This is a genomic window from Microbacterium sp. (assembly GCF_044508325.1).
Classification (GTDB): Bacteria; Actinomycetota; Actinomycetes; order Actinomycetales; family Microbacteriaceae; genus Microbacterium.
Genome location: NZ_JBIQHX010000025.1, coordinates 1 through 19,173 on the forward strand (window position 1 = coordinate 1; position 19,173 = coordinate 19,173).

General features: G+C 70.9%; 17 protein-coding genes. 6 read left to right on the forward strand and 11 right to left on the reverse strand.

Features of this window, described 5'->3' with window-relative positions; translation table 11 throughout:
* Position 1: 1 nt before the first annotated feature.
* Positions 2 to 376: a YccF domain-containing protein gene (locus ACIWQI_RS14400; protein ID WP_396658426.1), complete on the forward strand. Its 375-nt coding sequence runs from the start codon at positions 2 to 4 to the stop codon at positions 374 to 376.
* Between the two features lie 6 nt (positions 377 to 382).
* On the opposite strand, the gene ACIWQI_RS14405 is transcribed toward ACIWQI_RS14400, so the two are convergent.
* Positions 383 to 1,447 (reverse strand): FUSC family protein, encoded by a 1,065-nt coding sequence (locus tag ACIWQI_RS14405; RefSeq protein ID WP_396658428.1) that lies wholly within the window; start codon positions 1,445 to 1,447, stop codon positions 383 to 385.
* Between the two features lie 57 nt (positions 1,448 to 1,504).
* The gene (locus ACIWQI_RS14410) at positions 1,505 to 4,561 is read right to left on the reverse strand and encodes a hypothetical protein (RefSeq protein WP_396658429.1); all 3,057 of its coding nucleotides are present in this window, start codon (positions 4,559 to 4,561) and stop codon (positions 1,505 to 1,507) included.
* A 266-nt stretch (positions 4,562 to 4,827) separates the two neighbouring features.
* On the opposite strand from ACIWQI_RS14410, the gene ACIWQI_RS14415 reads away from it, so the two are divergent.
* A complete protein-coding gene (locus tag ACIWQI_RS14415; protein WP_396658431.1) occupies positions 4,828 to 5,187 on the forward strand; it encodes a hypothetical protein in 360 nt (119 codons plus the stop codon).
* 204 nt (positions 5,188 to 5,391) lie between these two features.
* Here the strand turns inward: ACIWQI_RS14415 and ACIWQI_RS14420 are convergent, their stop codons facing one another.
* Positions 5,392 to 6,375 carry a glycerophosphodiester phosphodiesterase family protein gene (locus tag ACIWQI_RS14420; protein ID WP_396658433.1) on the reverse strand — a complete coding sequence of 328 codons (984 nt, stop codon included), beginning with the start codon at positions 6,373 to 6,375 and terminating at the stop codon, positions 5,392 to 5,394.
* 117 nt (positions 6,376 to 6,492) lie between these two features.
* Between ACIWQI_RS14420 and ACIWQI_RS14425 the strand changes: the two genes are divergently transcribed.
* Positions 6,493 to 7,404 carry a Bax inhibitor-1/YccA family protein gene (locus tag ACIWQI_RS14425; RefSeq protein ID WP_396658434.1) on the forward strand — a complete coding sequence of 304 codons (912 nt, stop codon included), beginning with the start codon at positions 6,493 to 6,495 and terminating at the stop codon, positions 7,402 to 7,404.
* Positions 7,405 to 7,517: 113 nt separating this feature from the next.
* A complete protein-coding gene (ligD, locus tag ACIWQI_RS14430) occupies positions 7,518 to 8,741 on the forward strand; it encodes a non-homologous end-joining DNA ligase (RefSeq protein ID WP_396658436.1) in 1,224 nt (407 codons plus the stop codon).
* Positions 8,742 to 8,857: 116 nt separating this feature from the next.
* On the opposite strand, the gene guaA is transcribed toward ligD, so the two are convergent.
* The gene (gene guaA, locus ACIWQI_RS14435; protein ID WP_396658438.1) at positions 8,858 to 10,453 is read right to left on the reverse strand and encodes a glutamine-hydrolyzing GMP synthase; all 1,596 of its coding nucleotides are present in this window, start codon (positions 10,451 to 10,453) and stop codon (positions 8,858 to 8,860) included.
* Entirely contained in the window at positions 10,450 to 10,971 is a 522-nt protein-coding gene (locus ACIWQI_RS14440) for a DUF3817 domain-containing protein (RefSeq protein ID WP_396658440.1), read from the reverse strand. Before ACIWQI_RS14440 ends, guaA begins: the two co-directional genes overlap by 4 nt.
* A gap of 83 nt (positions 10,972 to 11,054) precedes the next feature.
* Between ACIWQI_RS14440 and ACIWQI_RS14445 the strand changes: the two genes are divergently transcribed.
* Positions 11,055 to 12,461 (forward strand): aspartate aminotransferase family protein, encoded by a 1,407-nt coding sequence (locus ACIWQI_RS14445; protein WP_396658442.1) that lies wholly within the window; start codon positions 11,055 to 11,057, stop codon positions 12,459 to 12,461.
* A gap of 81 nt (positions 12,462 to 12,542) precedes the next feature.
* Entirely contained in the window at positions 12,543 to 13,136 is a 594-nt protein-coding gene (locus ACIWQI_RS14450; RefSeq protein WP_396658443.1) for a MarC family protein, read from the forward strand.
* A gap of 1 nt (position 13,137) precedes the next feature.
* Here the strand turns inward: ACIWQI_RS14450 and ACIWQI_RS14455 are convergent, their stop codons facing one another.
* From ACIWQI_RS14455 to guaB, 6 genes are all read right to left on the reverse strand, one after another.
* On the reverse strand, positions 13,138 to 13,992 hold the full coding sequence (locus tag ACIWQI_RS14455; RefSeq protein ID WP_396658444.1) for an SURF1 family protein: 855 nt from the start codon (positions 13,990 to 13,992) through the stop codon (positions 13,138 to 13,140).
* Positions 13,989 to 15,107, reverse strand: a complete 1,119-nt coding sequence (locus ACIWQI_RS14460; RefSeq protein ID WP_396658470.1) for a GuaB3 family IMP dehydrogenase-related protein — start codon at positions 15,105 to 15,107, stop codon at positions 13,989 to 13,991. Before ACIWQI_RS14460 ends, ACIWQI_RS14455 begins: the two co-directional genes overlap by 4 nt.
* 47 nt (positions 15,108 to 15,154) lie before the next feature.
* On the reverse strand, positions 15,155 to 15,433 hold the full coding sequence (locus ACIWQI_RS14465; protein ID WP_396658446.1) for a DUF2277 domain-containing protein: 279 nt from the start codon (positions 15,431 to 15,433) through the stop codon (positions 15,155 to 15,157).
* Positions 15,434 to 15,465: 32 nt separating this feature from the next.
* Positions 15,466 to 16,122: a TMEM175 family protein gene (locus tag ACIWQI_RS14470; RefSeq protein ID WP_396658448.1), complete on the reverse strand. Its 657-nt coding sequence runs from the start codon at positions 16,120 to 16,122 to the stop codon at positions 15,466 to 15,468.
* Positions 16,123 to 16,294: 172 nt separating this feature from the next.
* A complete protein-coding gene (locus tag ACIWQI_RS14475; RefSeq protein ID WP_396658450.1) occupies positions 16,295 to 17,161 on the reverse strand; it encodes an endonuclease domain-containing protein in 867 nt (288 codons plus the stop codon).
* 248 nt (positions 17,162 to 17,409) lie between these two features.
* Positions 17,410 to 18,912, reverse strand: coding sequence for an IMP dehydrogenase (guaB, locus tag ACIWQI_RS14480; RefSeq protein ID WP_396658452.1), 1,503 nt, complete (start codon positions 18,910 to 18,912; stop codon positions 17,410 to 17,412).
* Positions 18,913 to 19,173: the final 261 nt, after the last annotated feature.

Genomic DNA, 19,173 nt, shown 5'->3' on the forward strand with positions numbered 1-19,173 from the left:
CGTGCGCACGATCCTCAACATCATCTGGCTGATCCTGTCCGGGTTCTGGCTGTTCCTCGGGTACATGCTCGCCGGCCTCATCCTGTGCATCCTGATCGTCACGATCCCGTGGGGCATCGCCTCATTCCGCATCGCCGGGTACGCGCTCTGGCCGTTCGGCCGCACCGTCGTGCAGAAGTCGACGTCCGGCACCTGGGCGTTCCTCGGCAACGTCGTCTGGGTCATCCTCGCCGGCTGGTGGCTGGCCCTCCTGCACGTCATCTCGGGCATCGCGCTCTGCCTCACCATCATCGGCATCCCGATGGCGATCGCCGACTTCAAGATGATCCCCGTCTCGCTCGCCCCGCTCGGCAAGGAGATCGTCCCCACGCGCTGAAGGCCCTCACCGCTCCGACGCTGCGAGCTCCCGCGTCATGTCGACCAGGCTGCCCACCGCCGAGGCCGCCGCCAGCGCAGGGCGACGGTCTGCGAGCGGCGTCTCGCCGGCATCCAGCCTCGTCAGGTAGTCGTCGACCGCCTCCGCCGCGTCGTCGGCCTCGTCCCACCCCTCCCCCGGCGCGGCCGCCACCGCATCGGCCGTATGCCGCAGTGCCGCGGTGAGCAGGTCCGCCCGTCCCTCCTCTGAGATCCGCGGGTAGCGACGCAGCAGATCGGCGAGATCCCGGGCGAAGAACGTGGACCACTCCAGCATCCACCAAGCGTTGTCGTTCTCCTGCTGCACCTCGCGCAAGCGCCGCGCCCGCGGATTCGCCCGCCGGCTGCGGTCGGCCTTCCGCACCTCCGCCGCCACCTCCGACGAGAGGTTGGTGAGATCTTCCGACACCTGCGTCAGCATCTCCGCGTCGATCCGTCCCTCACCGACCATGTCGGCCATGTGCTCCAGCGCCTCCGCGATCCGCGCCCGCAGCAGCGCAAGGCGCTCCCCCGCCTCGTGCAGGTACACCGGCGGGAAGATGTAGTTCGCCGCCACGCCCACGACGACGCCGAACGCCATCGTGATCAGGAACGACAGCGAGAAGTCATCCGGCTGCCGGCCGCCCAGCAGCAGCACGAACAGACCGGCGAGCGCGATCCAGTCCCGCCCGGTCCCCAGAGCTTGGATGCCGCCGAGCACCACGCCGACCACGATCACCAGCGCCACCGCCACCACGCCTGGCGCACCCAGAGAGACCAGCAGCAGACCGCCGAGCCCGAGCAGGATGCCGCTGCCCAGCCCGGTCAGCGCGAGCAATCCGCTGCGCAGCGAGTCGGCCACCGTCGGATGCATGCTCACCAGCACCCCGAGCGGCGCGTAGTACGAATAATCGGCGTCGGCGAGTGGGAGGAGCGGAGCGAGATACCACGCGATCGTCGCGGCCGCGGCGGCCCGGATCGCGAGCACCAGCCGTTCCGTCGCGACCGCCTGCCCGGCCGCCGTGAGCGCCCTTTGTCGAACCTGAGCGAACATGGCCGCGACGATACGTCGCCACGCTGACCCGACCGCGGGGGTTGACAGCCCGCCGGCTCAGCGCTGCCGGATCGACCTGTCGCCGCGCGTGTACACGTGCCGTCCGCCCGCGAGCGCCAGCACCAGCCCGACGACCAGCAGCACCGTCCCGAAGCCGGCGGCATACCAGGGCGTCTCCGCCGGGATCTCGAGGAACGTCGTGATCCCGAGGATCCGCGCCATTCCCCACGGCAGCAGCCCCAGCTGGTCGTTCCACACCGTCAGCGCCTGTTCCAGCCCGACGATCCCGACCGCGATCGACGGAACCAGCAGCCCGCCGCCCACCGATGCGAGCACCGCACCGGTCGCCCGCCGCGCGCCCAGCTGCGTCGACAGTGCCCAGCCGGCCGTCACGAACACCCACACGAACAGGGCGAAGGCGATCGCGATGTACCCGGCGCGCAGCGTGGGGCTCGTCCAGAATCCGTACCAGTATCCCCCGGGGCCCGTGAACGACAGGGCAGCCAGCGTCAGGATGCAGCGCAGCACCACCACGCCGCCGACCGCCGAGATCACCGGCCACGGCGAACGCTGCCCCACGAACAGCCGCACGAGCAGCGCGAACACCACCCAGGCGGCGAAGACGACGGCGAGGTGGGTCCAGGAGAGGAGGGATGTCTGCACCGCCCGCGTCGCGACCAGCAGCCCGACCGGCACGACGATGATCAGCCAGCGGTCGAGCGGCAGGAAGCCCAGCGTCGACTCCCGCGCCCGCCAGGGCCGCGTCGCCCCGAGCCACGAGGCCCGCGCCGCGGCGGCACCGGGCCGGCGCACCAGCCGGGTGCGCGCGGCGAGGACGCCGATCACCACCCAGGCGAGCGCCAGCACCAGCAGCACGCGGGCCGCCCACGCCATCGCGAGGTCGCGGTCGCCGCGCTCGACCCCGAGCTGGGCGGCCGTGAGGTTCCATGCCGGGTGGGCGACATCCCCCTCGTACTGCTCCAGATGCGCGGCGGCGCGCGCCACGAAGTCGTCGCGGGCCGCCCGCCACGCGTCGTAGCCTTCGGCCGACAGCGTCGCGTGCCAGGTCGCCTCGTGCAGGAACATCGCGCGGTACGCGCCGAGCAGGCCCAGCACATCGACCTCGTAGTCCAGCGCGTCGAGGAAGTCCTGCCGCAGCTGCGGGTCGCGCCAGGTCGCGGCATCCGTCCCGCTGATCGTCGCGTGCATCTGCTCGACCGTCGTGACCGCCCGCGCGGCCTCGGCATTCGCCTCCGCGATCCGGTCCGGGCCGATGGTCGTGTGCATCATGTCGAGGGTCGCGGTGTCGCCGGTGAGGATGTCCCACTCGAACAGCAGCATCTGCGGCGGGGGCTCGAGCCCCAGGGCGAACACGCGCTGCTCGGCGAAGGCGCCCACGTACAGGCCGTGCTGGATCGCGTCCTGGGCGTGCGTCATCGCCTCGGCGATCGCCGTCACCGTGGCCGGGTCGTCGGAGAAGTACCGTCGCGCCCAGTCGACGGTGACCTGGCCGACATCCGCCCCCGGGTCCTGAGCCAGCGCGGCCGCCACCATCGTGTTGAGTTCGGAGAGCTGCCAGAACCCCGCCTTCAGGTACAGGACCATCGGCCCCGCCCGCCAGGGGCCGCCGTCCTGCGTCCAGGTCCAGACGCCCTCGATGTGCGGGTTCGCGGCGAGCAGGGCCTGCAGGGCCCACTGGAACTCGGGCCCCAGGTTCGTCGGGAACGAGCCGAAGGCCTCGAACTCGCGGCGGCTCTGGAACTCGATGATGCGGCGATGGTCGCCGCTCTCGAGCGTGTCGTTCAGCGGCAGCCAGCTGTAGAAGTCGCCGAGGGTGTACTTCGTCGACACGATGAGCGCGGGCGACGAGATGCCGCCGAGCACCGCCTCGTACGATGCGGCGCTGGTGTGCATGTCGCCCACCTCGCCGATGCCGACGCTCCACGTGCGGAAGATCACCTCGCGGCCGGCCGCCTCGGCCTGCGCGGTGAACGCCTCGAGCATGGCCTGCACCGCCGGCACGGTGCGCACCGCGAGCGCCGAGTAGTAGTCCCACCCGGGCGTCCGGTAGATGTCGCCGCCCTCACCGATGCGGATGATCGCGCCGCGCAGCGCCGGGTGCTCGGCGTAGAGCTCGTCGAGAGCGTCGGTGTACACCTGCCACAGGTCCGGGTTCTCGGTGTCTGCCGACCCGAAGCGTGCGGTGAAGTAGTCGTTCAGCGCCGGGGTGAGCGCGAGCATGTCGGTGCGCAGATACACACCGATGCCGAGCGCGGCGGCGCGCTCCCAGAACGGGCCGAACGCGTGGCGCAGCGCGGCCGTGCGTGCGGCGTGCTCATCGCCCTCCGGATACACGCCGCCCGGCATCACCGCGTACTCCAGGAACCCGGGCCACGCCGTCGCGTTGTACCCGAGTGCGGCGACGTGCCGCAGGAACGCGTCCCACTCCTCGTACGCCACCGCGAGCGCATCCTCATCGATATACGGAGGCTCGGCGAGGTACACCTCACGGAACGCGTCAGACACGTGCGAGTAATTCGTGCCCGGCGCCCACTCGGCCGGGTCGGCGACGACGCCCACGGCCCCGAGGTCGACCATCCGCAAGGGCAGGCGGGATGCCGCGTGCGCGCCGATCAGCCCGTCGATCGCCTGGCCGGCGCGCACCGCGGCGGCGAGGTCGTAGACGCCCCGCACCGCGCCGGCCGTGGTCTCGGCCTCGATCTGCAGGGCGGTCGCGTCTCCGGTGATCCGATAGGCGTCGCCGCCCTCCGGCCCGGTGTCGGAGCCGGCGTGGTCGGCGGGAGCGACGACGGTGAGGGATGCCTCCCCCACCGTGGCGCGCCCTCCCTCGACCGCGGCCTCGACGGCGGCGCGCAGCGAGGCGACCGCGGCCTCGAACCGGGCGCCGTCCGGAGTCTCGACGACGGTGAACTCCGGAGGTGCGACGGCGGGCTGCGCCGACGGGACGGCGGCATCGGGCGGCGACATCTGCGTGGCGGGTTCGGTGCGGATGCCGAGCGCGTCGCCGACGACGACGCCCAGACCGGCGCCGAGCCCGAGCAGCACCAGAGCGGTGACGACGGCGAGGATGCCTCTGCGCCCAGCCGTCGTCATCCTTCGACAATATCCCGCGCGTCAGGCCCTTCCGGCCCCCGGCTCCCGCGGCGAGGTGCTGCGCCGTGGGCAGCGAGAGGACGCATCCATACGACGCCAACGTACCGGGTCCTCCTCGGGCACGTTCGGGCAACTCGCAGGCCCCGCCCCTACGCTGGCCCCACGGAACGGGAGGCATCGTGAGACGTGCAGCGGTGATCGCGGGGGCAGTGCTCCTGCTGTCGCTCACCGCGTGCGCGAGCGGTGCCCCGGGCGAAGGAGGAGCCGTGACCGAGTCGACGCCGCCGACCCAGCCCGCCAGCACCCTGTACCCGTCCAGCTCATCCAGTCCGCTCGCCCCCGGGATCGGTCCCGGCCAGCCGGTCGCCTCCGGCGATCCGACCGACGTCCCGCCGGCGCGGTGGGACGCCATCGTCGCCGACCTCGCCGAGCGCGGCGTCACGGGCGAGCCCGAGCTCGTCGCCGCCCTCGCCGTCACCTGGTCGAGCGGCGCCCTCGGCTGCGGGAAGCCGGGTGAGACCTACACTCAGGCTCTCGTCGACGGCATGCAGGTGATCGTGACCGCCGACGGCACCACCTACGACTACCGGTTCGGTCAGAGCGACACCCCCGTGCTCTGCACCTGACGTCGGCTGCACGGGAAAGGCCCCGGCGATCACCAGGCTGGTTCCCGCGCAGCGGTGGGGGCTATCCACGCTGCGTGTGCGCCGGGGCCGTCCTGCGGGGCAGTTCCTGCAGGGGGCATCTCCTCAGGGGGGAGGAGGAGATGCCCTGAAGATAGGCCGAGTCGCGGCACGGCGTCAACGAGATCCGGCTTATGTGAGGGAGCTCTAACGAAACGCGGCGAGGCCGAGGTCGGGATGGTCGACGAACACGCCGTCGACACCGGCATCCCGCAGCTGCCCCCACTCCCGCGCGAAATCGCCGAACGCGGCCGGTCCGCCGGGCAGCCGGAACCGGCGCGCCAGGAAGGCATTCTCCGGTCGGCATGTCCACACGTACACCTCCAGCCCCCGCTCGTGGGCCGCCGCCACCAGCGCCCCGTCGCCGAGGATCAGCCGCTTGTGCACGCTGATGCCGTCGAACCGCTCCGCCAGCCGGTCGAGACCCTCCGGCTGCGTGAACGAGCGATACGTCGGCGCGGCGCGCTCGCCGCGGGCGACGATGAGGTCGTACGGCCGTCCGGTGGCCTCGATGAGGTACACGTACGTCGCGCGCACTCCGCGGCTCTGCAGCTCGCCCAGCACCGTCGCCTCGAACGACTCGATCACCAGCGACTGCTCCCCCCGCGCCCACCCCGCATCGGTCAGTTCGGCGTGCACGAGCTGCGCGACATCGTGCCCGTGCTGCGCGAAGTGGGTCGCGTGCTTGACCTCGAGCACCACGCCGATCGGCCGCTGCTGGTCGATCGACGCGGCCCACACGAGGTCGAGCACGTCGCGCAGTCGCAGCACCGGTTCCACATCGTCGAACGCGGCGCTTCCCGGCCGCAGCTGCGGCAGCCGCTCGCGACAGCGCAGGGTCGACAGCTCGTCCCACGTGAGGTCCTCCGTGAACCACCCGGTCGTCTCCACGCCGTCGACGGTCTTCGTGGTGCGGCGGTCGGCGAACTCCGGGCGGGCCGAGACATCCGTCGTCTCCGAGATCTCGTTCTCGTGCCGCACCACCAGCACCCCGTCGCGCGAGACGACGACATCGGGCTCGACCGCGTCGACACCGCTGGCCAGGGCCAGCGCGTACGACGACCGCGCGTGTTCAGGACGGTACCCCGGTGCTCCGCGGTGGCCGATGACGAGGGGATGCCTGCGGCTCACCCTTCCACGCTAGCCGCTGTTCATAGAGTGATCACAGGATTCCCGCGCCGTCAGGGACGCCTGTTCCGATACGCTGGATCAACAGCTTCTTCAGCGAAAACCAGGAGTGTGAGAGCGATGGCCCTCAACAACCCCGCATTCAACAACCCGGCGTTCCAAGACCCGCGCGCCGTGCAGACCTACCCGGGCGGGCCGCAGGCCGGCCGGCTCGGTGGCAGCACGCAGTTCGCGACCGCCAAGCAGCAGAGCGTCGACACCGCCGCCAACGCCCAGCTGGAGGGAGCGTTCGCCGCTCCGCCGGCCGGAGCCATCGAGACCGGACGGATGACGGTCGAAGACACCGTCTTCAAGACGCTCGGCCTGTTCGCGGTCCTCCTCGTCACCGCGGTGGCCGGCTGGATCTGGACCATGTCGACGTGGGACGGCACCGTCAACACGTCCCCGACGATGATGCCGTGGATCATCGGCATGCTCGGCGGCTTCGTGCTCGCCATGGTCGTCATCTTCACCTCGCGCAAGAAGGTGCGCCCCGGGCTGATCCTCGCCTACGCGGCGTTCGAGGGACTGTTCGTCGGTGGGATCTCGGCGTTCTTCGAGGCGATCTGGCCGGGCATCGTGATGCAGGCCACCATCGCGACCCTCGCGGTCGTCGGCGTCACGCTCGCCCTGTTCGCCAGCGGCAAGATCCGCGCGTCGAAGAAGGCCACCAAGATCTTCATGATCGCCATGTTCGGCTACCTGGCGTTCGCCCTCATCAACCTCGTGCTGATGTGGACCGGCGTCACCGACGGCGCCTTCGGCCTCTACAGCGAGAAGATCTTCGGCATCCCGCTCGGCATCCTCATCGGCGTGCTCGTGGTCATCATGGCCGCGTACTCGCTGGTGCTCGACTTCGACTCGATCCAGCAGGGCGTGCGCAACGGCGCCCCGCGCCAGTACGGCTGGCTCGGCGGCTTCGGCATCATGGTGACCGTCGTCTGGCTGTACATCGAGATCCTGCGCATCATCGCCATCGCGCGGTCGCAGTAGTCGCATCTTTCGACGGAGGGGTCGCCCGCTCGGGCGGCCCCTCCGTCGTCTCTGCGCCCGCCTTCCCGTGTCAACGCCTTCCGGCGCGAGGGCGGCCCCGCTAGCGTGAAGCGATGGCGGACGAGACCTTCATCGACGTCGGCGACCACGAGGTGCGCATCTCGCACCCGGGCAAGATCGTCTTCCCCTCGCCGGGGCTCACCAAGCTCGATCTCGTGGAGTACTACCTGGCGGTCGCCGACGGGGCGCTGCGCGGCGCCGGCGGCCGGCCGATGGTGCTCAAGCGCTTCGTCAAGGGCATCGACGCCGAGCCGTTCTTCCAGAAGCGGGTGCCCGAGAACCGCCCCGACTTCATCGACACCGCCACCCTGCACTACGCCTCGGGGCGGTCGGCCGAAGAGGCGGTGATCCGGGATGCCGCCGGCCTCGCGTGGGTCGTGAACCTGGGATGCCTCGACCTCAACCCGCACGCCGTGCGCGCCGAGGACCTCGACCACCCGGACGAGCTGCGCATCGACCTCGATCCCATGCCCGGCGTGGAATGGGGCCAGATCGTCGACGTCGCCCTCGTGGTGCAGGACGTGCTCGACGAGGTGGGCCTGGTCGGCTGGCCGAAGACGAGCGGATCGCGCGGCATGCACATCCTCGTTCGCATCGCGCCGGAGTGGGAGTTCCGCCAGGTGCGGCTGGCGGCCGAGACCCTCGCCCGCGAGGTCGAGCGCCGCGCGCCGGGCCTGGCCACCGCGCGGTGGTGGAAGGAGGAGCGCGGCGAGAGCGTCTTCGTCGACTTCAACCAGAACGCCAAAGACCGCACCGTCGCCTCCGCGTACTCGGTGCGGCCGAGGCCCGACGCGCGGGTCTCGGCGCCGCTGTCATGGAGCGACGTGCGCACCGCGCGCCCCGAGGCGTTCACGGTGCGCACCGTCCCCGCCCGGTTCGCCGAGCACGGCGATCCGCACGCCGGCATCGATGAGGCCGTGGGAACCCTCGACGGACTGCTGCGCCTCGCGGAGGAGCTCGGGCCGGCCGAGAAGCCTCCGCGCGGCACGAGCGGATCGGGGCGCCGCGAGAGCACGATGCCGCTCATCGAGATCGCACGCACGAAGACCAAGCCCGAGGCGGAGGCGGCGCTCGAGGAGTGGAAGGCGCAGCATCCCGATGCCGCAGGCCTGCTGCACCCGGCCGACGTCCTCGTCGACGGCATGCGCGGGTCGAGCTCGCTCTGGTACCGCGTGCGGATCAACCTGCAGCATGTGCCGGAGGCATCCCGCCCTCCGCAGGAGGACTTCATCGCCGACTACGACCCCTGGGCCGGCAAGACCTGGCCCGGTCGCTGACCCCCCTCCCGAACCCATCGAAATCGTACGAACCCATCGATTCCGCGCGCATCAAAGCGATGGGTTCGCACCGAAGCGATGGGTTCGGCGCGGCAGGGGCGCAGGGTGGGCGCGGGTCACTCCCACTCGATGGTGCCGGGCGGCTTCGACGTCACATCGAGCACGACCCGGTTGACCTCGCGCACCTCATTGGTGATGCGGTTCGAGATCCGCGCCAGCACGTCGTACGGCAGGCGGGTCCAGTCGGCGGTCATCGCGTCCTCGCTCGAGACCGGTCGCAGCACGATCGGGTGCCCGTAGGTGCGGCCGTCGCCCTGCACGCCCACCGACCGCACATCGGCCAGCAGCACGACCGGGCACTGCCAGATCTCGCCGTCGAGACCGGCCTCCGTCAGCTCGGCGCGTGCGATCGCATCGGCCTCGCGCAGGATCTCGAGCCGGTCGCGGGTGACCTCGCCGACGATGCGGATGCCCAGCCCCGGCCCCGGGAACGGCTGACGCTCGACGATCTCACGGGGCAGGCCGAGCTCGCGCCCGATGGCGCGCACCTCGTCCTTGAAGAGGGTCCGCAGCGGCTCGACGAGCTCGAACTGCAGGTCGTCGGGCAGCCCGCCCACGTTGTGGTGCGACTTGATGTTGGCCGTGCCCGCTCCGCCGCCGGACTCGACGACATCGGGGTAGAGGGTGCCCTGCACGAGGAACCGGATCGGCTGGCCGTCGGCGGCGGCCTCCTCCACGAGGGAGCGCTCGGCGGCCTCGAACGTGCGGATGAACTCGCGCCCGATGATCTTGCGCTTCTGCTCGGGATCGCTCACCCCGGCGAGCGCGTCGAGGAACCGGTCGCGCGCGTCGATGGTGACCAGACGGATGCCGGTGGCCGCCACGTAGTCCTGCTCCACCTGCTCGCGCTCACCCTTGCGCAGCAGGCCGTGGTCGACGAACACGCACACCAGCTGGTCGCCGACCGCCTCGTGCACGAGCGCGGCCGCCACCGCGGAGTCCACCCCGCCGGACAGCGCGCAGATGACCTGCGCCGAACCCACCTGCTCACGGATCCGGGCGACCTGCTCGGCGATCACGTTGCCGCTGTTCCAGTCGGCAGCAAGGCCCGCCGCCCGGTGCAGGAAGTTCTCGATGACCCGCTGCCCGTACGCGGTGTGCTTCACCTCGGGATGCCACTGCACGCCGTACATCCGGCGCTCGTCGCTGGCGAAGGCTGCCACCGGCGTCGCCCGGGTGGACGCCAGAACGTCGAAGCCCTCGGGGGCGCGCGCCACCTGGTCGCCGTGGCTCATCCACACGGTCTGGTCGGCGGGCTGGTCGCCCAGCAGCACGCCGCCGTCGGCGCTGAGCGCGGCATCCGTCGCTCCGTACTCGCGCAGGCCGGTGTTCGCCACCTCGCCGCCGAGCACCTGCGCCATCACCTGGAAGCCGTAGCAGATGCCGAGCGTCGGCACGCCCAGCTCGAGCACCGCGGGGTCGAGTTGCGGCGCACCGGGCTCGTACACCGACGACGGCCCGCCGGAGAGGATGATGCCCACGGGGTTCTTCGCCGCGATCTCGGCGGCGGTCGCCGAGTGCGGCACGATCTCGCTGTACACGCCGGCCTCGCGCACGCGACGCGCGATCAGCTGCGCATACTGGGCGCCGAAGTCGACGACGAGGACGGGACGGTGTTCGGTCGGCGGAGCCGTGTCGTCGTGTGCTGTCACCTGTCGCCTTCGATCGGGATGGTGGTGGTGAGCGTGGAGTGGTCGGCCGGCGCGTGCGTGGCGTCGGCGTCGGCGTCGGCGTCGGCGTCGGCCTCGCGCGAGGCGAGGTACCGCTTGACGTCGCGGCCGACGATGGCCTCCATGATGAACGAGAGGAAGGGCACGACACCGCCGGCGGCCAGCAGCAGGAACCGCCAGAACGGCCAGCGCATGAGGCTCCACACGCGGAAGCACGAGAACAGGTAGACGACGTAGAACCAGCCGTGCACGACCAGGATCGTCATCGAGACGTTCAGCCCGTCGCCGGTGGAGACGTGCCCGTCGGCACCCTCGATCACCGGTGCCCACCACACGGCGCCGCCCGATCCGCCCACGAACAGCTCGTAGCCGAACCCGTATTTGATGACCATCTCGGCCACCAGCAGCAGCAGGAACGTGCCGGTGATCACCGAGCAGATCTGGTAGAACCGCAGCGCGCCCCGGATCTTCGGGAAAGAGGCGGGCTTGGGTGCGGGCATGCCCCCAGTCTACGTGGGCCTGCGGCACGGGGAGTATCGTCGAGAGAGCCCCGAGAAGCCGCAGGAACAGCCGAGGAGCCCCCATGACCATCGCCGGCGAAGCCGCTGTGACCGCCTACGACACCGCCGATCTGCAGGCGAAGGCGCGTGATCACCTCTGGATGCACTTCACCCGCCAGTCGACCCTCGAGCGCGACGGCGTGCCCATCATCGTGCGCGGCGACGGCCACCACATCTGGGATGCCGAGGGCAACAGGTACTTCGACGGTCTCTCGGGTCTGTTCGTCGTCAACGCGGGCCACGGCCGCAAGCGCCTGGCCGAAGCCGTCGCACGGCAGGCCGAGCAGCTCGCGTTCTTCCCGCTGTGGTCGTACGCCCACCCCGCCGCGATCGAGCTCGCCGACCGCCTCGCCGGCTATGCCCCCGGCGACCTCAACAAGGTGTTCTTCTCCACCGGCGGCGGCGAGGCCGTCGAGACCGCGTTCAAGCTCGCCAAGCAGTACTTCAAGCTGCGCGGCAAGCCCACCAAGCACAAGGTCATCTCGCGCTCGGTCGCCTACCACGGCACCCCGCAGGGCGCCCTGGCGATCACCGGCATCCCCGGCATGAAGGCCCCGTTCGAGCCGCTGACCCCGGGCGGGTTCCGCGTGCCGAACACGAACTTCTACCGGGCCGCCGAGATGGGCGGGCCCGCCGACGACCTCGAGGCGTTCGGCGTGTGGGCGGCCGACCGCATCGAGGAGATGATCGAGTTCGAGGGCCCCGACACGGTCGCGGCGGTGTTCCTGGAGCCGGTGCAGAACTCGGGTGGATGCTTCCCCCCGCCGCCCGGGTACTTCCAGCGCGTGCGCGAGATCTGCGACCGCCACGATGTGCTGCTCGTGTCGGACGAGGTGATCTGCGCGTTCGGGCGCATCGGCTCGATGTTCGCCTGCGAGACGTTCGGATACCAGCCCGACATGATCACCTTCGCCAAGGGCGTGACCAGCGGATACGCGCCCCTGGGCGGAACGGTCATCAGCGACCGGATCTACGAGCCGTTCTCGACCGGCGACACCACCTTCTACCACGGCTACACCTTCGGCGGACACCCGGTCTCGACCGCCGTGGCGCTGGAGAACCTGAACATCTTCGAGGAGGAGGGCCTCAACGCCCGCGTGCGCGAGAACTCGCCGCTGTTCCGCGCGGCGCTGGAGCGCCTCACCGACCTGCCGATCGTCGGCGACGTGCGCGGCGACGGCTACTTCTTCGGGATCGAGCTGGTCAAGGACAAGGCCACGAAGCAGACCTTCGACGAGGACGAATCCGAGCGGCTGCTGCGCGGGTTCCTGTCCAAGGCCCTGTACGAGTCCGGCCTGTACTGCCGCGCCGACGACCGCGGCGACCCGGTGATCCAGCTGGCGCCGCCGCTGACGATCGGGCCCGCCGAGTTCGACGAGATCGAGCAGATCCTGCGCAGCGTGCTGACCGAGGCCTCGTCGCGCCTGTAGTCGCGCGGCGGGCCCGCACCCGGCACCGGGCGGTCGCTACGATGGGCCCGACCCGAGGAGGCCGCCATCGACGAGACGACCTTGATCACGGCCGCCGTCGCCCTGTTCACGATCTGCAACCCGATCGGCACACTGCCGGTCTTCCTCTCGCTCACCCAGGGCCGCACGATGGCGCAGCAGCGCCGCGTCGCCCTCATGACCGGGGTCGGCGTGATGGCGGTGCTGACGGTCTCGCTGCTGCTCGGATCGACGATCCTCCAGTTCTTCGGGGTGGGGGTTCCCGCCCTCAAGATCGCCGGGTTCCTGTTCGTCTCCTCGATCGCCTGGGCGATGATGACGAGGTCGGGCTCGATCATGCCGGCCCAGAACCAGGGCAACCCCGCCATCGTGCCGCTCGCGATGCCGATCGTCGCCGGTCCCGGAGCCATCGCGCTCGTGATCGCCTTCGCGAAGGAGAACCCCGCCGTCACCGATTACCTGTGGGGCGTCGTGATCGTGGCCATCTCAGCGGTCGCGACCGCGCTCATCTACTTCTTCGGCCCGTACCTGGCCAAGCTCCTGGGGGATGCCGGGATGAACATCTTCCAGAAGGTGTTCGGGCTCATCCTCCTCGCGATCTGCGTTCAGCAGATCCTCACGGCGCTCCCGGTGGTGTGGCCGGGGCTCGTGAAGTGAGTCACGCCGTCGCCTCGTCGGGCTCGGCATCCTCGAAGTCCTCGAGCTCGCGCTCCCAGGCGTCCCGGGCGAGGCGGTACCAGAGGTAGAAGGCGAAGCCGGCGAACACGGCCCACTCGACCGCGTAGAAGATGTTCAGCCAGTTGACCCCCGAGCCTTCGACCGGCGCCGGCGACGAGATGGCGTCGAGGCCGCCCAGCGGATCGGTGACGGCGAGGAACGGCCGGTACACCTCGATGCCGTCGATGTCGTGCCACCGGCTGAGCAGGGCGGCCGGCGACATGCGGGTCATCTCCATCGGGTCGGCGCCGCGCGGGGGCACCGCAGGACCCTCGTCGGAGATGAGCCGGCCGGTGAGCGCGTGGCTCGCGCCGGGGTCGTTCTCGGCATGGACGGACAGGGCGGATGCCGCCGCCTCCGCCTCCGCACGGGTGGCCGCCCACCCGACCGCGACGGCGAGCGACGTGGGCGCCGCGGCGGAACTGTCGCCCAGCCGCAGCTGCCCGGTCACCCAGTAGCCTTCGACTCCGTCGTTGAAGCGCGAGGAGACGACGAGGAAGTCCTCCGGGATCCAGCGCCCGGTCACCGACACCTTCTGCCCGACGTACGGCTCGGGCAGGTATGCGCCGGGGGCGACGACGTCGGCGATCGGGACGACCTGCTCGGTGACCCCCGGCGGCGGCGGATCGACGTCCACCGCACGGCTCAGCTGCCACTGACCGAGCCACGCGAACACGGCGGCGACCACGAGGCACAAGGCGAGCAGGCCGAGCCAGCGCGGCCGGAACATCACCTCGCGCAGCGTCGGCGGGAAGACCTGCGCGGGGGCTGTGTCGGGAGCGCGCCGCGGGCTCATACCGTCCCGTAGGGCGCCACCACGACCTCGACGCGCTGGAACTCCTTCAGGTCGGAGTAGCCCGTGGTCGCCATGGACTTGCGCAGCGCCCCGATGAGGTTCGCGGTGCCGTCGGCCACCGGCGCCGGCCCGAACAGGATCTCCTCGAGCGAGGCCACCTGCGGGACCGAGACGCGCCGGCCGCGGGGAAGCTTCGGGTGGTGGGCCTCGGGGCCCCAGTGGTGCCCCTGGCCGGGGGCATCCGTCGCGCGCGCGAGCGCCACGCCGAGCATGACGGCATCCGCCCCCATCGCGAGCGCCTTCACGATGTCGCCGGACGTGCCCACTCCCCCGTCGGCGATGACGTGCACGTAGCGGCCGCCCGACTCATCGAGGTAGTCGCGGCGGGCGCCGGCGACGTCGGCCACGGCGGTGGCCATGGGGGCGTGGATGCCGAGGGTCACCCGCGTCGTCGAGGCGGCGCCGCCGCCGAACCCGACGAGCACGCCGGCCGCCCCGGTGCGCATGAGATGCAGCGCCGCGGTGTACGTGGCGGCACCGCCCACGATCACCGGGACGTCGAGGTCGTAGATGAACTTCTTGAGGTTCAGCGGCTGGTCGACGCTGGACACGTGCTCGGCCGAGACGGTGGTGCCGCGGATCACGAACAGGTCGACGCCGGCTGCGACCACGGTCTCGTACAGGTCCTGCGTGCGCTGCGGGGTGAGCGCACCGGCGACGGTGACGCCCCCGGCGCGGATCTCGGCCAGGCGCTGGGTGACAAGCTCGGGCTTGATCGGCTCGGAGTAGACCTGCTGCATGCGCCGCGTGGCATCGCCGTCGTCGAGCCCGGCGATCTCGTCGAGGATCGGCTGCGGGTCCTCGTATCGGGTCCACAGACCCTCGAGGTCGAGCACGCCCAGGCCCCCGAGCCGTCCGAGCATGATCGCGGTCGCCGGGCTCACGACGGAGTCCATGGGTGCGCCGATGACCGGGATGTCGAACGGGAACGCGTCGATCGACCACGCCGTGGAGACATCCTCGGGGTTGCGCGTGCGCCGCGACGGCACGACCGCGATGTCGTCGAACGTGTACGCGCGCCGGGCGCGCTTGGCGCGGCCGAGTTCCATCTCCATGCTCACGGATCCAGCCTACCCGCGGCCCCAGCGCGTCGAACCGGGCCTCAGGCGGCGGCGTAGCGGCCGGACTTGACGGCGCGGGCGCGCGCCTTCGCCGCCTCCTCCTCGCGGTTCTTCGGCGGCGCCGTGGTCACCAGGTCGTCGAGCAGATGCTGCGTCGCGTGCGCGATCTCGTGGACGGCGCGGTCGAACGCCTCCTGGTTCGCCTTGGAGGGCTTGGTCGTGCCCGCGATCTTGCGCACGTACTGCAGCGCTGCGGCGTGCACCTCCTCGGAGGTCGCGGCGGGCTCGAAGTTGTGGAGCGTATGGATGTTGCGGCACATGGCCCCGACCCTACGCCGTGCCGCGGCATCCGTCATCCGGCGTCCGCCTGCTCGCCCTCCGGTGCGGGCCGGCGCCGCCCCATGAGCACCCGCGACAGCAGCGGGTCGAGCGCGAACAGCACGAACGCGAGCGAGCCCGCCCACGGCGAGATCACGACGACGGCGACCACGATGATGAGCGCGCTCGTGCCGGCACGCCCCTCCTCGCGCACCTCGTCGTCCGAGCAGTCGGGCATGACCCGCGCGCGGTGCCGCCGCGCCCAGCCCCACTGCAGCCAGCTGAACACGATGACGCCGAGGAACGCGACGGGGATCGAGATGCGCGCCGCCAGGAACGCCGAGTACTCGGTCGTGAGCGCCGTGGCGAACGGCACCAGCACGACGAACAGCAGGCGTCCGTTGTTGAGCCAGGTGAGGACCGCGTCGACGCGCTGGACGTACTCGAACTGGCGGACGTGGATCGTCCACATGAGCGCCAGCAGCGCGAAGCTGACGAGGAAGTTGAAGAACAGCTCCCGCATCCCGAACAGCGCCGCCCACAGCTGCGCGTCGGAGTCGACGTGCCCGATCGTGTGCGTGGTCAGATCGAGCACCAGCAGCGTCGCGGCGATCGCGAACACCCCGTCGGTGAACGCCTCCAGGCGCGTCGTGGACTGCGTCGCCGCCGGGTGCCGGCGCTGCCGGATCATCCGCTCAGGATAGCGGGCGCGGCGCTCACAGGCTTCGCAGAATCGCGCCGAACTCGCAGGCATCCACTCGCTCGCTGCTAGCGTCGCGACGATCTGCGAAGTCTGTGAGGGGTGGGTGCGTCCGAGCGGGCGTGGGGGTGTGGGCGTGGGGGTGGGGGTGGGCGTGGGCGCGTCACGCCGCGAGGTGGATGCCGGTGGCCACCGCGCGGCGGATGGCGCGCTCGACGCCGGGCCAGTCGTGCACGATCTGCGCGTAGCTCAGGCGGATGACCGTGTAACCGCGAAGGCGCAGTTCGGCGTCGTGCGCGATGTCTCTCGTGCGCTGCGCGCTGTCCGAGTGGAACTCATAGCCGTCGATCTGCAGCACGAGGCGGTCGCCGACCAGCACGTCGACTCGACAGCCCGCCAGCTGAACCTGCTGACGAACCCGCAGACCCCAGCGGCGCAGCGGGATCACGACGATGCTCTCGAGCCCCGAGTCGGCGAGGCCGGTGACCTCGGCGGCCAGCTCGCGCGCGGCGCGGGAGACGAACGGGATGCCGCGCAGCACGTCTGCAGAGAGCCGCTCGCACCGCGCCGCCGACTCCCACAGGACGAGAGCCGTGTCGAACGGCTGGCAGACGGCGATGTGCGCGAGGGCGTCCTCGGTCGTGGCGACGAGGGACTTCTGCCTGACCGCGTCGACGGGCTTGGTCCAGTGCAGCACGCCGGGCCACTCGGGTCCCGGGCCCGGCGAGCCGGGCACCAGGTGCAGATGCAGTTCCCGGCCGACGGCCTCAGGCATCCACCATCCGCGCCGGCGCGCGAGCGAGGTGCACGTGATCCGTCCGCCCACGGCGGCCGCGGCGGCGAGGTCGGCCGAGACATCGGGCAGGGCGATCCACGCGCGCCGGAACCGGCGGGCCGCGCCCGCGCGCACGATCTCGCGCAGGAGAGGGATGCCGAACCCCGCGCGGAGCAGCTCGTCGCGGTGCGCGATGTGGTCGTGCGCGCGCAGCCACATCGTCAGGTCGTCGAGGGTCTGCCGCTTCCTGGCCATGCCGCGAGCATGCCGTCGCACCCGCACCGCCGTGCCGCAGCCGGCGCTCCCGTGCACAACCCATCGCCCTGCGCCGCCTGTGCAGGAGCCTGCGCGCGCTGCGCACGCTCACAGACTTCGCAGAATCGCGCCGAACTCGCAGGCATCCATTCGCTCGCTGCGAACTTCGCGACGAACTGCGAAGTCTGTGAGCGACAGGCGCGCGGCGGCGCGCACGGGGGCGGGCGCGGGGACGGCGAGCCCGGCGGCTACTTCTTGTAGTTCGGCGCCTCGACGACGATCTGCACGTCGTGCGGGTGCGACTCCTTGAGCCCGGCCGCCGTGATGCGCACGAATTTGCCCTTGGTCTTGAGCTCGTCGATGGTGCGGGCGCCGACGTAGAACATCGACTGCCGCAGGCCCCCGACCAGCTGATAGGCGACCGCCGAGACCGGCCCGCGGTAGGCGACCTGCCCCTCGATACCCTCGGGGATGAGCTTGTCGTCGCTGGGAACGTCGGCCTGGAAGTACCGGTCCTTGGAGTACGAGGTCTTCTTGCCGCGCGTCTGCAGCGCGCCCAGCGACCCCATGCCGCGGTAGAGCTTGAACTGCTTGCCGCCCTGGAAGACGATCTCGCCCGGCGACTCGTCGGTGCCGGCCAGGAGCGATCCGAGCATGACGCTGTCGGCGCCGGCGACGAGCGCCTTGGCGATGTCGCCGGAATACTGCAGGCCTCCGTCGGCGATCACGGGGATGCCCGCTTCGCGGGCGGCGAGGGATGCCTCCCAGATCGCCGTCACCTGCGGCACGCCGACGCCGGCGACGATGCGCGTGGTGCAGATCGAGCCCGGCCCCACGCCGACCTTGACGGCATCCACTCCGGCGTCGATGAGCGCCTGGGCACCCTCCCGGGTGGCGACGTTGCCGCCGACGACATCGATGTGGTCGAACGAGGAGTCGGCCTTCAGCCGGCGGACGATGTCGACGACCCCCGCGGACTGGCCGTTCGCGGTGTCGACGACGAGCATGTCCACGCCCACGTCGCGCAGGGCTTCGGCGCGCTGCCACGCGTCGCCGAAGAATCCGATCGCGGCGCCCACGCGCAGCCGCCCGTGGTCGTCCTTGGTGGCGAGCGGGTACTGCTCGCTCTTGTCGAAGTCCTTGATGGTGATGAGCCCGGCGAGCCTGCCGTCGTCGTCGATGAGGGGCAGCTTCTCGATGCGGTGCTGCGCGAACAGCGCGATCACCTCGTTGGCGCCGATGCCGACGCGGCCGGTGACCAGGCCCTTCGAGGTCATCACGTCGCGCACCTTCGTGGTCTGGCGCTCGAAGCCCGACACGAAGCGCATGTCGCGGTTGGTGATGATGCCCAGCAGCTGCTGGTCCTCGCCCACCACGGGAAGCCCCGAGATGCGGTACTGGGCGCACAGCCGGTCGACCTCTTCGATCGTCGCGTCGGGCGTCGTGGTGATCGGGTCGGTGATCATGCCCGACTCACTCCGCTTGACCCGGTCGACCATCGCCGCCTGATCCTCGATGGAGAGGTTGCGGTGGATGACCCCGATCCCGCCCTCGCGGGCGATCGCGATGGCCATGCGCGACTCGGTCACGGTGTCCATCGCGCTGGACAGGAGAGGCGTCGCAACCGTGATGCGGCGGGTCACTCGCGACGATGTGTCGGCCTCGCTCGGGATGACATCCGTGTGGCCGGGCAGCAGCAGGACATCGTCGTAGGTGAGACCGACAAAGCCGAAGGGGTCGTTGTGCTCCATTTCATTCGATTCTAAGGCCCGGGCCTGCGCGGATATTCCCCGGCGCAGCGGCCTGTCGATTACGGGACGGACACGGTTCGGTCGTGTCAGGTGGTCGAAACGTGCGCGACACATTACGCTCGTACCGTCGTTCATCACGGCCGATGCGACCCGGAGCTTCGGTGGCGCGTGGTGCCGATCTGGAGGTTCTGTGGGGTCTACGACTGTCCATGCACGGGCGATCGCACCGTGGCTGACCGCGCTTCTGGGCGCTCTGCTGGC